We start from the raw sequence: 14,471 nt of genomic DNA on the forward strand, positions 1-14,471 counted from the left end.
AAATACAAGGAAGCAGGCCGCGTTTATTCATTTAATTTTGCATCGCCCCATTGTCGGGCAACTTCGTGATTTATTTGATCGAGTAAATATTGAATCACTTTTTTATAAAGATCCTCTTTTAGAAGACCGTCTTCAACACCACTGTCGATATTAGGATTGTCATTGATCTCGATGATATAAGGCTTACCATCCACCACCTTAATATCTACCCCATAGAGGCCATTTCCAATAAGTTTGGTCGCTCTAAGGGCGATGTCGAGCACCTGGGGAGGTGCCTTTTGCGGATCAAGAATATCAAAATTTCCTTCCACATCCGATTTTTTAGGGCTATTCCAGTTGTAGATCTGCCAATGACCGGCAGCCATGTAATATTTACAGACAAACACCACTTCATTATTAAGAACTCCGACCCTCCAATCATATTTGGTAGGCATAAATTCCTGCAAAAGGAGCAGATCCGAAGTTTTGAGCATTTCCCGCACTTTGGTTCTGAATTCCTCTCTGTTTCTGACTTTAACCACTCCCCGCGAGAAGGATGAATCGGGCAACTTCAGCACACAGGGATAGCCCATCTTATCGGCCTCTTTGGGATTATCGGAAGACAAAACCACCGTCTTGGGCGTTGGAATTTTGGCACCGTTCAACAATTCCGACAAATAAACCTTATTGGCGCATTTCAAGATAGAATCGGGCGAATCGAGCACGGCCAGTCCTTCACTTTGTGCCCTTCGCGCCATAAAATAAGTATAATGATTGACAGCCGTTGTTTCGCGGATAAAAAGGGCATCAAATTTGGGAATGCGGTTATAGTCATCGCGGGTAATAAACTCGACATAACATCCCAATTTTTCCGCTGCCAAGGCAAAGGCCTCCAGCGCCTTTTTGTTGGAAGGAGGGGCTATCTCTTTCGGATTGGTGAGGATGGCCAACTCATACAGATGTTTATCCTTTCGGACAAACTCATACCTTTTGCGACCAAAATACTCTCTGGCAAAGGTCTGTACATACGGTAAATGGTGCTCCGGAATTTCTTTGAAAGGAATGGTTCTGACCGAATAGATCTCCCATTTATCCCCGTTATGCACAAACCGGGCCCGCAAAAACGGCGCCTGGAACAATTTATGCATCTCTCTGGTCAGCCGGGAATATTGATTTGAGACATTCTTTCCAAAGTAGATACTCAAAACAAATTCTTTGGAACGTATCTTTTTCAAACTCTTCTGAACCAATTCATTTAAATCTTCAGACACACTTTTTACCAGAGATCGCTCTTTCAGATCAAGAATATTTTTAACCGAAGGTATCACTTTATGCCCACGAGCCTCAGCAAGTAATGAAACATAATACCCACGGGTTTGGTAGGCATAATCGTTCGATAAATTAAAAATTCTGACATTCTTCAACTTTGAATATTTTTCATCGCTCAGATAGCGACGCGACGAAACGACTTCAACACCCGGAATGTCCCAAAACCAGCGCGAAGGTTGGTTGACGACAATGATCTTATTCATCGTGTTCCAAATGAGATTTTGGTACTATGGCGTACCGGGATAAAAGAAAAACTATGATGAATCACTGGGGAATAGTTTATGGTTTATAATTGTTCGTTTATAGTCGTTGATTGTTTGCAGTTAGATTGGGGGAATAAAGTTTAAGCCCAATCAAAAGCCGGAACTTAAACCTACCGCATCCATCATTAATATAACCTTACATGAAAAAGATTATCTACAGATTGAACATAAAAAGCCGGATCGTCGGTACTACAAAACAACCTAGATGATGAATTTCGCCCGTCGTTTATCTCGTAGTTATTACCCGAAAAAATGGCATGACGGCACATTACATTCCGATACGATTCATGAGCTCGAAACGAGAAAGCCCGGCCTTTCTAATTGACCGAAAAAACACTTGTCTATCATGGAAAAACGCGATTAGAAATTCGGCTGTAATATTATATCAAATTTGCATTCGTTGTTCTCAAAACGGCCATTTTATTTTATCCGCTGAAAAGACTTCATATTTCAGCGTATTTAGGGCGATTACAGACAAGTTTCAGCAAATATCGGAGGTCCGCGCAGAAAGATTGAACCCGAAATATGCATTAGAACTTCGTCATGAGAATTAAAAGTGCAATCAATCAAGAACTTGTTGAAATGAGGCATAGCATCGCTATGGTGAATGGAAACAAGTTAGCTTGCGACTTGATTGGCAGCAATTTTAATTCGTAATAGATTTTCTAATGCATTTTTCGGGTTGAACGTTGTCTTTTTTAAGTGGGTCCCCAAGCTGCCTTCTGTAAGCTCAGGCAGCCCGGGGGAGCATGTGACGAGTATCCGGAATGAAGCACATTGGTGAAATACTATCAAAACAACCACAAAAAAAGGCAATCTCCACAATAGAGACTGCCTTTCATATTTTGAATTCCCAAGCAATGGGAAAATAAAATTACTTTTTAAAGAAATCCTTTACTTTATCGTTAGGAACCACTTCCTCATGAAAAGTATAGGAACCGGTTTTGGGGGATTTAACCATTTTAATCACTTTGGTATGTCCTTTCCCTCCACCTTTCTGTACTGATGCAACTGCTTTCTTGGCCATGGTTTATAGATTTTATTTAATTTCCCGATGAATGGTATAACGTTTTAGAATGGGGTTATACTTTTTCAGTTCAAGACGATCCGGATGGTTTTTACGGTTTTTCGTAGTAATATATCTCGAAGTTCCGGGCATTCCGCTGTCTTTATGTTCGGTGCATTCCAAAATAACTTGCACGCGATTTCCTTTTCCTTTTTTTGCCATGATTTACCCTCCGTTTTTTAATAATTAGAAATAAAACCTTTCTTTTTGGCTGAATCAAGCGCTGATTTCAATCCCAGCTTATTTATCAGCCTGAGTCCTGCAGCAGAGACCTTCAGGGTAATCCAGCGATCTTCTTCAGGCAAATAGAACCTTTTCTTTAAAAGATTGGGATTAAACCTTCTCTTAGTTCTTCTTTTTGAATGGGAAACATTGTTTCCAACCTGAAAGCTTTTTCCTGTTATTTCACAAACTTTTGACATTGCTCAACCGTTTTTCGATACGTTTTTCAAACAGAGCGCAAAATACGGCATTTTTCTGAAAATAAACAAACATTTTGTGCTATATTTTGCGTGTAGAACAAAGATTTGTAATAATTTTTACCATTCCCTCTCCTGCCATTCCGTATCATTTTCCACAAAGTACACTAAAAATATTAAATCAGGTCAAGAACCTTTAAGCATGATCTTGCATTAAAGCATCCCGGCTCGCATCAACTGCATCAATTCAATCAATGCCGTTTCGGAAGTACGAATGATATTCCGTTCCCTGTTATTACCAAACCGAAAACATTTGCTGATCATTTTTTGATCCGGCCCGGCCCAGGCGATCCATACTGTTCCCACCGGCTTCTCGTCGCTACCGCCTCCCGGCCCTGCTATTCCGGAAGTAGCAATGGCATAATCAGTACCGGCTATTTTTCGGGCCCCCATCGCCATCTGTTCCACCACGGATTGGCTGACAGCACCATATTTTTCCAGATCGTCGGGGCGAACCCCCAGAACAGCGGCTTTTAGCTCATTGGAATAAGTCACCATACTTCCTTTAAAGTAGTTCGAACAACCGGGTATGGATGTGATCAAATGAGCGAGGTATCCGCCGGAACAACTCTCGGCTATGGCCAGCGATTTTCCTGTTGTTCCGAAGTAGTTTCCAAACATTTCGGCAACAGGCAGGTCCTCATCGCCATAAATATTATCCCCTACAATGTCATAAAGTCCCCGAAGGGCCTCATCAATGTAATTTTCAAGCAATTGGTTATCCCGCCCTCGGGCCGTAAGTCTCAGTCTGATCCGGCCCGGAGCCGGCAAATAGGCCAGCTTCACCTCTTCGGGTAATTGATTTTCCCATTCGGAGAGCCGCTCGGCCAAATCTGCTTCCGTAATGTTGTAAACCAGAATGGTTTCATGAATGATATAACCGGTATCCAATTTCTCTTTGAGTTTGGGAATAATGCTGTGCGTCATGGCATACTTCATCTCGGAAGGCACGCCGGGCATCGAAACCACCACTTCCTTCTTTTTCTCAAACCACATCACAGGTGCTGTTCCCATGGGATTGCGAATGACTTCACAGCTCTCGGGTACCATTGCCTGACCTTCATTGAGTTTATTTATTTTACAAACACGTCCTTTGAGAAAAGTCTTCATATCGTCATAGACCGCCTGATTAAAAACCAGACGCGTATTAAAGAATTCACAAAGCGTTTGTTTGGTAATGTCATCCCGGGTAGGCCCCAACCCACCTGTTATCAAGACAATATCGGCTCTTTGAAAGGCATTCTCCAGAGCCTGAATAATTTCATCCTTACGATCTCTTATAGAAGTAATACGAATAACTTCGAAACCGGCTTTATTAAGTTCAGCAGCCATCCAGGCAGAATTGGTATCCACCACCTGACCAATTAGCAACTCGTCGCCGATGGTAATAATTTCGATCATGGAACTATCATTTTTGGAAAGAAAAATTCAGAAAAGGCAAAGATAATGGTTTTAAAGAGGTTCTGTTCTGACAACAGCCAATATTTTTGCCTCCCTAACAGACATCTTACGTTGCAAACGATTAGAAATCCAACAGGGTATCTGCCTTGCGGACAAAGACATCGTCGGGGTATCTGATATCCGTGAGATATAATCCGTGCGAAGGAGCAGATGTTCCCGCCTGGCCACGACTCTTAGCTTCAATAATTTCACAAAACCGATCGACCGAAACTCTGCCTCTCCCCACATCCAGTAAAGTTCCCACAACGGCCCTAACCATATTCCTGAGAAATCGGTCGGCACTGATAACAAAAACACACCTATTGTTTCGTCTCTCCCAGAAGGCCTCTTCAATTGTGCAAATATTGGTTTTGTTACCCCCATGCAGGCGAGCAAAGCTGGTGAAGTCGGAATAGTCTTTTAGCTTCTCTGCGGCCTGATTCATAATCTCTAAGTTGGGGACAAACCACGGCCGATAAGCCAAATGGGCCAAGAAAGGGTTCTTTTGCAATGTGAGATGGTATTCGTAAGTTCTGCGAATGGCATTAAACCGGCTGTGAGCGTCATCAGCCACCCTTGAAACAGAAAAAATGGTTATGGCGGAAGGCAACATACCATTTAATTTTTGAACTAAAACATTCTCTTCCATCGGGAGCTCTCCGTCCCCATCGAAATGAGCCACAAAATAGGAAGCATGTACACCGGCATCGGTTCTGCCTGCACCGGTAAGCGCAACGGGGAAACGCAACAAGGTAGAAAGGGTGTTCTCAAGCGTTTCCTGGATGGTAACACCATTGGGTTGTTTCTGCCATCCGTGAAAATCTTTTCCGAAATATGCCAGTTCGAGAAAATATCTGGACATAGGTTTTCAATCCTTTTAGTTTCTGTTGCAAAGAAACAGAATCCTGACCAATTTTAAACAACAATTCCGGCGGATTCAGAAATCCATTGACACTTCTTCCTCCATTTTGTATCTTAAGAATCCAAATTATTCACCCTCTATAAAACTATATTTACATGACTACAAACAAATTACACCACAACAACACCTATCCAAGAACGAGCTCTTCAATGTATCGGAAAAGCAGATAAACATTCCGTAATCATCAAAACCAAAGTATCCGTCAGAATTATTGGGGTTTGTATCGTCAACCCTGTAATATTAACCATAAAAAACAGCAAAACATGAAACGACAAGTTGGCATTTGGATGGACACCAACAAAGCAGTAATGGTGAGTTTATCAGATGGAAAAGAGGAAAAAATTCTGACCATTGAATCTGATGTAGAATTACGATCGCACAACCCTCGGGAAGCGAAACCGGGCTCCAGAACCGGGACCGTACTCGTGGATGTCAATAAAAAAATGACGCAGCGAAAAAATCAGCAACTGCGTGAGTATTATGAAAAAGTACTTCAATCAATCAATCCTGATACGACAGAAATTTTTATATTTGGACCATCCAACACCAAAAAACATTTTGAAAAAGAGCTAAAAAAACATTCATTGTTTTGCTCGGTAAAACTGGTCACAGAAACCGCCGATAAAATGACCCAACGGCAAATGATAGCCAAAATCAAAAAACATTTCCAACACAATGGGATCAAAAGCTAACTTATTCTTTTTTTCGGAAAACCTCAAAAACGTTGGGGGAAAAGATGTTCCTGGACTATTCCGGGGCATCTTTTTTCTCTTTCTTTTATTATGTTCCAATATTATGTTGCACGCAGATGATCCAACCTATAAGGAAGAACGGGAAGCCATGGTGCGCTCACAGATAAAAGCCAGAGGTATTAAATCTGAAGCCGTTTTAAAAGCCATGCAAACAGTGCCTCGTCACTTGTTTGTCCCTTACAATATGCGCGAGTATGCCTATACCGATCGGCCGCTACAAATAGGATTTGACCAAACCATTTCTCAACCCTACATAGTGGCCTATATGACCGAGGCATTAAACATTAAACCCGGAGATAAAGTACTGGAAATAGGCACAGGATCGGGCTATCAAGCCGCTGTATTATCCGCCATAGGGGCAGAAGTTTATTCCATTGAAATCATCCCCAAACTGGCGGAAATGGCTCAGGAAAACCTGCGTAACAACGGATATACCAATGTCCAAGTAAAATGTGGCAATGGCTATAATGGGTGGCCTGAAGAAGCACCATTCGACGCCATCATTATCACCGCAGCACCGGAGACCATTCCTCAAACATTAATAGACCAGCTTAAAACAGGGGGAATCATGATTCTACCGGTTGGACCGGTTCATAGTGTTCAAACCCTGAAAAAAGTTGTCAAAAAACCCCATGGAATCAAACAAACAACGCTTCTGCCCGTACGCTTTGTTCCCATGATAAAATCGTACCACTAAAATCTATCAGATTGTCATAAGACCAGGGATTCAAACCAAGATAAGAAACTTACTTTCAGTGATTTTTTTTTTTAAACAAAGCACATTCAATTTACTCATGGACTGGGAATATCAGCTAGATCACCTTTTTGAAGAAGTCAACAAACAAGAAATTATACTTTTCCTATCCAAACATCCGGAAGAAATCCCCAAACTGATAAAAACCATTAACCATTCACCCGAAAAAAGAGCGTGGCGAACCGCCTGGATCATCGACCTATTATACCGGGATGAGCCGGCATTGGTGACTCCTTATTTGGCGGACTTACGAACCATTCTCAAAGCGACCCCGTTCAACGGAGTTCGGCGCTCTCTGCTCAAAATCATCAATAGTCAGAAAGCGATTTCGATCGAAGATGGTGAATTGTTAGACAAATGTTTCCAATGGATCATTTCCCCTGCTGTTCCAACAGCAGTAAGAGCTCATGCCATGCAATATGCCATCAATCTCTTACCCTCCTACCCGGAATTAAAAAATGAGTTACAACTATGTCTTCAGACGGCCCTTCATGACGAAAAAAAAGGAATTAAAGCCAAGGCACGTAATTTGCTGAAGCAAATCAGCCGTATGCCTCATGCCTGAAGATGCCCTTGGCAACGAACTATTTGAGCTTTTCTTTAAATCGTTCTCTGAATTTCTTCATTTTGGGATTAATTACCACCTGGCAATATGATTGTGAAGGATTATTTTCATAATAGTCCTGATGATAATCTTCCGCAACATAAAATGGCGCTTCCGGTGTCAAGGCAGTAACAATGGGGTCGGAAAAAACCTTACTGTTTTCAAGATCTGCAATCATATTCTCAGCAGTATTTTTTTGCTGATCATCATGATAAAAAATGACAGAACGATATTGCTCGCCCACATCGCCTCCCTGACGGTTGAGTGTTGTAGGATCATGCACTGAAAAAAATATGGTGAGCAATTCTGCATAAGAAATAATCTCCGGATTGAAATGAATTCGAACCACCTCGGCATGACCTGTCAACCCGCTACAAACTTCCTTGTAGGTGGGGTTCGGCACCTTTCCGCCGCAGTATCCCGATTCCACTTTTTCAACGCCGCGAACGCCATCAAAAATAGCTTCCATACACCAAAAACAACCACCCCCCAGGGTGGCAACTTCATGAGCCGAATTATTTGAACTTTGTGTCATACCCATAAATATAAAATTGAAAAAGATGATTATTGCAAATATACGCTTCATTGGTATAAAATTAAATTGTTTATCAATGGAACCCACAAAAATGATCAATTCTCCTAGTGGCAAATTTTATTTTTTACAATTCGCACAAAACATCATCCCTCCATCATTAACGGAACAAAAACATCCGCATAAAGTTTGGATAAAACAGAAGGGGTTCCCATTAAGTGCATCAAAAACTTATCTTTGCACAAAAAAACTTGGAACATCAATATCATATAACCGATTGGCTTCCCACCTCGGCAAAAGAAGTTGAAGCGCATGGATGGGACGAACTGGATGTCATTATATTTTCCGGCGATGCCTATATCGATCACCCATCCTTTGGAGGAGCCGTAATAGGGAGGGTATTACTCGACCTGGGCCTTCGCGTAGCAATTGTCCCCCAGCCCAATTGGCGGGATGACCTTCGTGACTTCCGCAAACTTGGCATTCCCAGATTATTCTTTGCGGTAACAGCGGGCAACATGGATTCCATGGTAAATCATTACACCGCGGGTAAACGCCTAAGATCGGACGACGCCTACACCCCAGGAGGGAAAGCCGGTTTCCGTCCCGACTATGCCACTGTTGTGTACACAAAAATTCTCAAAGAGTTATTCCCGCAAGTTCCGGTGGTTATAGGGGGAATTGAGGCCTCCATGCGTCGATTGACACATTACGACTATTGGAGCGATACGCTAAAGCCCAATATCCTTTCCTGGTCGGGCGCCGATATGTTGATTTACGGTATGGGTGAAAAACCTGTCAAAAACCTGGTAACGCTTCTGCAAAAAGGTGTTCCGTTGCAAAATCTAACAACCCTTCCCCAAACAGCCATACTTCAAAACAAAGAAGAATCACTCCCAAACCATAAAAAATGGAACGATTCAGATATTGAGCTATTCTCTCATGAAGAGTGTCTGAGCGACAAAATAAAATTTGCCAGAAACTTCAGACACATTGAGGAAGAGTCCAATAAGATGTATCCTTCCCGGCTGCATCAGTGTGTCGGAGACAAAAGAGTGGTGGTAAACCCTCCCTTTCCACCCTCCAGTGAAAAAGAGACAGATTACGTCTTTGATCTTCCCTACACCAGGCTGCCCCATCCAAGATATAAGAAGAAAGGAGACATCCCGGCATTTGAGATGATCAAACATTCGGTCACCCTTCACCGTGGCTGTTTCGGTGGTTGCAGTTTCTGCACTATTTCGGCCCACCAAGGGAAATTTGTTGTGTCACGGTCCGAAAAATCGATTCTTCGCGAAGTAAAAAAGATAACCCAAAGCGAACATTTTAAAGGCTATTTGTCCGATCTGGGTGGACCAAGTGCCAACATGTATAAGATGAAAGGCAAAGATCTTTCTTTATGTGAGAAGTGTGTCAAGCCATCGTGCATATCGCCAAGAATATGTACCAATCTCAACACCTCTCACCGGCCACTGCTCGACATATACAAAAAGGTGGACCAATTGAAAGAAATCAAAAAGTCGTTTATCGGTAGCGGGGTACGCTATGATATGTTGATGCAATGCCTCTCGGATAAAAAGAAAGACTCCAGTCTCGAAGAATATCTTATAGAACTTATTACCCGCCATGTTTCGGGACGATTAAAAGTGGCTCCTGAGCACACTTCTGACCGCGTATTAAAAGCTATGCGCAAGCCTACTTTTTCTTTATTTCATAAGTTTAACGATCTGTTTAACAAGATCAACAAAGAAAACGGGTTGAATCAGCAGCTCATTCCTTATTTTATTTCAAGTCATCCAGGTTGTGAGGAAAGAGATATGGCTGAACTTGCCATTGAAACCAAAAACCTTAACTTTACTCTGGAACAAATTCAAGACTTTACTCCCACCCCTATGACCTTAGCCACAGTAATGTATTACAGCGGTGTAGATCCTTACACCCTAAAAAAAGTGTATGTGGCACGTACCCGAGAAGAGAAACTTAACCAAAGGCAGTATTTCTTTTGGTATCAACCCCAAAAGAGGCAAGAGTTAGAGAAAAGAATGAAAAGAGCCGGCTGGCATGACCTTAACCATCGCCTTTTTGCCTCCAAGCCAGGGAAAAGGAATAATTTGAGTAAGCCTCCGCAAAAAAAATAGAAATTAGTGATTAGATGTTAGAATTTTAAAATAAAAGTATGAGAAAATTCGTAGCCTTCATTCCTGTCCTATTAGTATTTACAGCCTGCGCCGAACTATCTCAGGTAGTTAAAGATATGAATGTTAATCAACCGTTAACCCAAAACGAAGTTATCAGCGGATTAAAGCAAGCGTTGGTGATCGGCGCCGACTCGGCCGCAAAAGAACTTTCCGGTATCAATGGCTATTATGGCGATGAACGGGTAAAAATTAGCCTGCCACCTCAGGCTCAAACCATCACTCAAAATCTGTCAAAAATACCGGGTGGTGACAAGATGGTAGAAGACGTTTTGCTACGAATCAATCGTGCTGCTGAAGATGCGGCACGAGATGCTGCCCCCATATTTGCCAACGCCATTTCTAAAATGACCATCCAGGATGGATTTAAAATTCTCAATGGAAATACCGATGCTGCCACCCAATATCTTAAGATGCAAACATACGATGAGCTGTACAATTTGTATCAACCTAAAATAAAAGCCAGCGTGGGAAAAAAACTGGTGGGCAATATATCCACCAGTGATGCCTGGGAAACCCTTACCGGTCAATGGAATCGTATCGCGCACTCCTTCGTAGGGCAAATGGCTGACCTGGAAAGCGTGGAAGTAGAACTGGACAGGTATCTGACAGAGCAAGCACTGAATGGTCTCTTCGTCAAGTTGGCCATGGAAGAAGCAGAAATACGTACCAATACTGAAGCCAGAGTTACCGATCTACTTCGTCGGGTATTCGGCCGCGCAAACACCCAATAGCTTTCCCTGCCAGGTATTGCGTTCTTTCATTCTCTTCTTCACCAATTCAGTCAATTGAAAGTTTTTCAGGCCCCATTTGGGTGCAATTAATAAATGATAAGGCGCCTGACTCGCCAAACGTTCAACGACAATACGAGGGCTCAATCGTTCCAAAAAGGCAATTACCAAATCGACGTACTCATCAACATCGAAAACACGAAATTCTTCGGGATTGTTCAGGTACTGATGTCCCAAAGCAGAGCCGCGAACATATTGTAATTGATGAATTTTCAAATAACCTAAAGGAAGGGAAGACAAGCGTTCGGCATGTTCCAGCATCATCTGAGTGGTTTCACCCGGAAGTCCGAGAATCAAATGGCTACCCACCGGAATGGAAGCCTGGTTTAGTCGCAAGATAGCATCACGTGTTTCTTCAAAAGTATGCCCACGGTTTACTTTTACCAGGGTCTCCTCATCTGTAGATTCGATCCCCAACTCAACAACGATATAGTGCTTGCTTTGTAGGCTGCTGAGCCATTCAATCAGTTCATCCGGCAAACAATCCGGGCGGGTGCCGATTACGAGGCCATAAATCTTAGGATGCGACAGCGCTTCCTCATACAATCGTTTCAATTGGTCTAACGGACCATATGTATTAGTATAGGCCTGAAAGTAGGCCAAATAATACTGGTCGGGATATCGTTCATCAAAAAAGGAAATTCCCTTATTAAGCTGATCGGTGATACTTATATCAGGTTCGCAATAATCCGGATTAAAAGAATTGTTGTTACAAAAGGTACATCCCCCGCGTCCTTTGGTGCCATCCCTGTTTGGGCAGGTAAATCCCACATTTAGAGACAACTTTTGGACTCTTCTGTGAAATTTATTCTTAAGAAAACTACTATAATCATTAAAGGGATTATTATTTCCCCATGGATAAATAACCGTCATGGTTTTATTTTCAAAGATAGGACAATTCTGAAATGGTGAATGCTAAAAAAAGTTTATTATGGGTATTGAACATGAACTTCCAGTATTAGTATAACAAGCAATGATCGATTTCTAAAGGAGGACTTATCCTAACATAATAAATCATCTTAGCCAACTATTGATTCAAATCATAAAAACCACACATCATCGTTTTATTGAAGATAAAAAAGATACCACTGCAAGAATAATTTTAACACTTAGTATTTACCCCACAGGCGGTCATTCAAAACTCAAATATATTATTGACCCATAATTCCATATATTCAAGCCATCAATATTTCTTCTTGATAACTATTCAGTATTTTTTTTGCTTCGCGAATAGTATTGGTCTGCATCAGCATCTGTCGCAGTCCTGCAGCGCCATCAAAATCAGACATGTATATTTTAAAAAAGCGTTTTAACACCGGGTAAGCTTCTCTAGCTCGGGATTTCTTTTCATATAAATTGAGATGCAGCAGCAATGTATTGATTCGTTCCTGAACAGAAATCTCTTTTTCTGTGCGACGGGAAAAGAGCCAGGGATTTTTAAATATTCCCCGCCCGATCATCACTCCGTTTGTATCATATTCCCCAACCATTTTTTGGGCTTGCTCCAATGACCATATATCTCCATTTCCTATGATGGGAATATGAGGAGCTAGTTTATTTTTTAGCTTTACTGCCTTGGCAATCTCATTCCAATCGGCCAATCCTTCAGACATTTGTTTCTGAATACGCCCATGCAAAATAATCCCATCAACAGGTTGTCCCAGCAAAAAAGAAATCCAACGATCGGTATCCACATTTTTCACCCCCAAACGTGTCTTAACACTAACCGGAAGTTCCGTAGCCTCACGAGTGGCAGTAATGATCTCAGATGCCAATAACTCATTATTGATCAATGCCGAACCACATCCCTGTGCAACCACTTTACGCACCGGACAGCCCATGTTGATATCAATCCCATCAAAATCATATTCCTCAGACAATAGCTTGGCCGTTTCATAAAAGTTGGAAGGATTATTACCCCAAATCTGAGCTACGATTTTAATGTCCTTTTCCTGCAGTAGTTTTCTTTCAGAAGGACTCACCCAAAGCCGCTGACGAACAGAATCCCTCCCTTGAGGATGGCATAACCCGTCGGTGGACGTAAATTCGGTAAAAACCACATGGAGGGAGCCAGACGCTGCATTTCTCAACACCACCTCCCGGAAGGCTGTATCAGTAACATCTTCCATTGGTGCCAGCATCATCAGGGGAAGCTTAAACGATTTCCAAAAATTATCTTTAGGATAGATCATGCAAAGATTTTGTGGTTTGTTCTTCCAAATTATGTTGACATTCTGTGCTACAACATCCTTGATATTTTTCTCTGCAATTGTCACATTGTATGATTAGTTTATGACATTGATCATGCGCACAATTGACATGTTGATCACAAGGCTCACCACACTGGTAACATGTGGCTATAACATCCTCCGTAATTCGTTCCCCAAGTCGTTCATCAAAAACAAAGTTCTTACCAATAAATTTGGAAGGGATGCGCGATTTTTTGATCTCGTGGGCATAGGAAATAATTCCACCATGCAACTGATTAACATCGGTAAAACCATGATGCTTAAGCCACGCACTCGCCTTTTCACAACGGATACCTCCGGTGCAATACAATAGCACCTTTTTATCCTTTTTTTCTTTAAGCTCATTCACAACCAATTCGATCTCTTCTCTAAAGGTGTTGGCATTTGGACAAATTGCATTCTTAAAATGACCAACTTCACTTTCATAATTATTTCGCATATCGACAACCACAACATCCTCCTGCCCTACAAGCTTATGAAACTCGTACGGAGACAAGCGATTTCCTACATTGGTTACATCAAACACATGCTCATTAAGGCCATCGGCCACAATTTTAGGTCTCACTTTGATAACCAGTTTAAGAAAGGATTTACCATTGTCTTCAACGGCCCAATTTACAGGAATTCCGGACAGCTCAGGAACCGTATCCAGATGTTTTAGAAACGCTTCAACGTTAGGTTCGGGCACACTCATTTGAGCATTTATCCCCTCCTCTGCCACATACACACGCCCGTAACATTTCAGTTGATCCCAAGCCAAATATAGACGATCTCGAAACTCTTTCGGTTCTTTGATATAAACATATCGATAAAAAGAAAGAGTACGTCGGGAAAATTTCTCAGAGCGCAATCGTTTTTCCAGTTCTTGCCGGCTCAATCGATTATACAGCAACATTTTCAACCCTGTTTTTCTGTTTTTTAATTTGACGCTGCAAAGATAAGAAAGTAGCTTATTCGGACAAACTCATCTTAATTTAAAAAATTAATGTCTTTGCGCCGGAAAAACCCAAATTAAATACTTTCATGTAACAACATAATAAGTTTAGAAATTCTATAGAATTTTATTTTAATATTCGATTTTCTTTAATACATTCGCGTTTGCCAATGAAGCAGGGG

15 protein-coding genes are annotated in these 14,471 nt (G+C 41.7%); 5 read left to right on the forward strand and 10 right to left on the reverse strand.

All coding sequences use genetic code 11. The annotated features are described in order from the left end of the window. Positions 1-23: 23 nt before the first annotated feature. The 6 genes from ACT29H_RS05040 to truA form a co-directional block, all read right to left on the reverse strand. A complete protein-coding gene (locus tag ACT29H_RS05040; protein ID WP_444820513.1) occupies positions 24-1,511 on the reverse strand; it encodes a RimK family protein in 1,488 nt (495 codons plus the stop codon). Between the two features lie 934 nt (positions 1,512-2,445). After that, complete coding sequence (locus tag ACT29H_RS05045) at positions 2,446-2,598, reverse strand: DUF4295 domain-containing protein (RefSeq protein ID WP_444820514.1); 153 nt, start codon at positions 2,596-2,598, stop codon at positions 2,446-2,448. A gap of 12 nt (positions 2,599-2,610) precedes the next feature. Continuing rightward, positions 2,611-2,799 carry a 50S ribosomal protein L33 gene (gene rpmG / locus ACT29H_RS05050; protein ID WP_444820515.1) on the reverse strand — a complete coding sequence of 63 codons (189 nt, stop codon included), beginning with the start codon at positions 2,797-2,799 and terminating at the stop codon, positions 2,611-2,613. A 17-nt stretch (positions 2,800-2,816) separates the two neighbouring features. Continuing rightward, positions 2,817-3,059, reverse strand: coding sequence for a 50S ribosomal protein L28 (gene rpmB / locus ACT29H_RS05055; RefSeq protein ID WP_444820516.1), 243 nt, complete (start codon positions 3,057-3,059; stop codon positions 2,817-2,819). A gap of 210 nt (positions 3,060-3,269) precedes the next feature. After that, complete coding sequence (locus ACT29H_RS05060; RefSeq protein WP_444820517.1) at positions 3,270-4,517, reverse strand: CinA family nicotinamide mononucleotide deamidase-related protein; 1,248 nt, start codon at positions 4,515-4,517, stop codon at positions 3,270-3,272. A 121-nt stretch (positions 4,518-4,638) separates the two neighbouring features. Further along, on the reverse strand, positions 4,639-5,418 hold the full coding sequence (gene truA / locus ACT29H_RS05065; protein ID WP_444820518.1) for a tRNA pseudouridine(38-40) synthase TruA: 780 nt from the start codon (positions 5,416-5,418) through the stop codon (positions 4,639-4,641). A 323-nt stretch (positions 5,419-5,741) separates the two neighbouring features. Here truA and ACT29H_RS05070 point away from each other — a divergent pair, with 323 nt between their 5' ends. The 3 genes from ACT29H_RS05070 (at position 5,742) to ACT29H_RS05080 (ending at position 7,549) form a co-directional block, all read left to right on the forward strand. Beyond that, the gene (locus ACT29H_RS05070) at positions 5,742-6,170 is read left to right on the forward strand and encodes a hypothetical protein (RefSeq protein ID WP_444820519.1); all 429 of its coding nucleotides are present in this window, start codon (positions 5,742-5,744) and stop codon (positions 6,168-6,170) included. Then, positions 6,154-6,927 carry a protein-L-isoaspartate(D-aspartate) O-methyltransferase gene (locus ACT29H_RS05075; protein ID WP_444820520.1) on the forward strand — a complete coding sequence of 258 codons (774 nt, stop codon included), beginning with the start codon at positions 6,154-6,156 and terminating at the stop codon, positions 6,925-6,927. Before ACT29H_RS05070 ends, ACT29H_RS05075 begins: the two co-directional genes overlap by 17 nt. Before the next feature lie 97 nt (positions 6,928-7,024). Continuing rightward, positions 7,025-7,549 carry a hypothetical protein gene (locus ACT29H_RS05080; RefSeq protein ID WP_444820521.1) on the forward strand — a complete coding sequence of 175 codons (525 nt, stop codon included), beginning with the start codon at positions 7,025-7,027 and terminating at the stop codon, positions 7,547-7,549. A gap of 19 nt (positions 7,550-7,568) precedes the next feature. On the opposite strand, the gene msrA is transcribed toward ACT29H_RS05080, so the two are convergent. Then, positions 7,569-8,174 (reverse strand): peptide-methionine (S)-S-oxide reductase MsrA, encoded by a 606-nt coding sequence (gene msrA, locus ACT29H_RS05085; RefSeq protein ID WP_444820522.1) that lies wholly within the window; start codon positions 8,172-8,174, stop codon positions 7,569-7,571. Between the two features lie 197 nt (positions 8,175-8,371). Here msrA and ACT29H_RS05090 point away from each other — a divergent pair, with 197 nt between their 5' ends. Both ACT29H_RS05090 and ACT29H_RS05095 read left to right on the forward strand, forming a co-directional pair. Continuing rightward, entirely contained in the window at positions 8,372-10,258 is a 1,887-nt protein-coding gene (locus ACT29H_RS05090) for a YgiQ family radical SAM protein (RefSeq protein WP_444820523.1), read from the forward strand. A gap of 38 nt (positions 10,259-10,296) precedes the next feature. Beyond that, positions 10,297-11,049 (forward strand): DUF4197 domain-containing protein, encoded by a 753-nt coding sequence (locus tag ACT29H_RS05095; RefSeq protein ID WP_444820524.1) that lies wholly within the window; start codon positions 10,297-10,299, stop codon positions 11,047-11,049. On the opposite strand, the gene ACT29H_RS05100 is transcribed toward ACT29H_RS05095, so the two are convergent. From ACT29H_RS05100 to trhO, 3 genes are all read right to left on the reverse strand, one after another. Next, a complete protein-coding gene (locus tag ACT29H_RS05100; protein WP_444820525.1) occupies positions 11,011-11,979 on the reverse strand; it encodes a TIGR01212 family radical SAM protein in 969 nt (322 codons plus the stop codon). The two genes, ACT29H_RS05095 and ACT29H_RS05100, sit on opposite strands and share 39 nt — an antisense overlap. A 302-nt stretch (positions 11,980-12,281) precedes the next feature. Continuing rightward, entirely contained in the window at positions 12,282-13,298 is a 1,017-nt protein-coding gene (locus ACT29H_RS05105) for a tRNA dihydrouridine synthase (protein ID WP_444820526.1), read from the reverse strand. After that, positions 13,285-14,250 carry an oxygen-dependent tRNA uridine(34) hydroxylase TrhO gene (gene trhO / locus ACT29H_RS05110; protein ID WP_444820527.1) on the reverse strand — a complete coding sequence of 322 codons (966 nt, stop codon included), beginning with the start codon at positions 14,248-14,250 and terminating at the stop codon, positions 13,285-13,287. The genes ACT29H_RS05105 and trhO overlap by 14 nt, the downstream gene beginning before the upstream one ends. Positions 14,251-14,471: the final 221 nt, after the last annotated feature.

Origin of the sequence: Thermophagus sp. OGC60D27, assembly GCF_052400625.1 — a bacterium.
In the GTDB taxonomy this organism is placed as follows: domain Bacteria; phylum Bacteroidota; class Bacteroidia; order Bacteroidales; family Marinilabiliaceae; genus Thermophagus.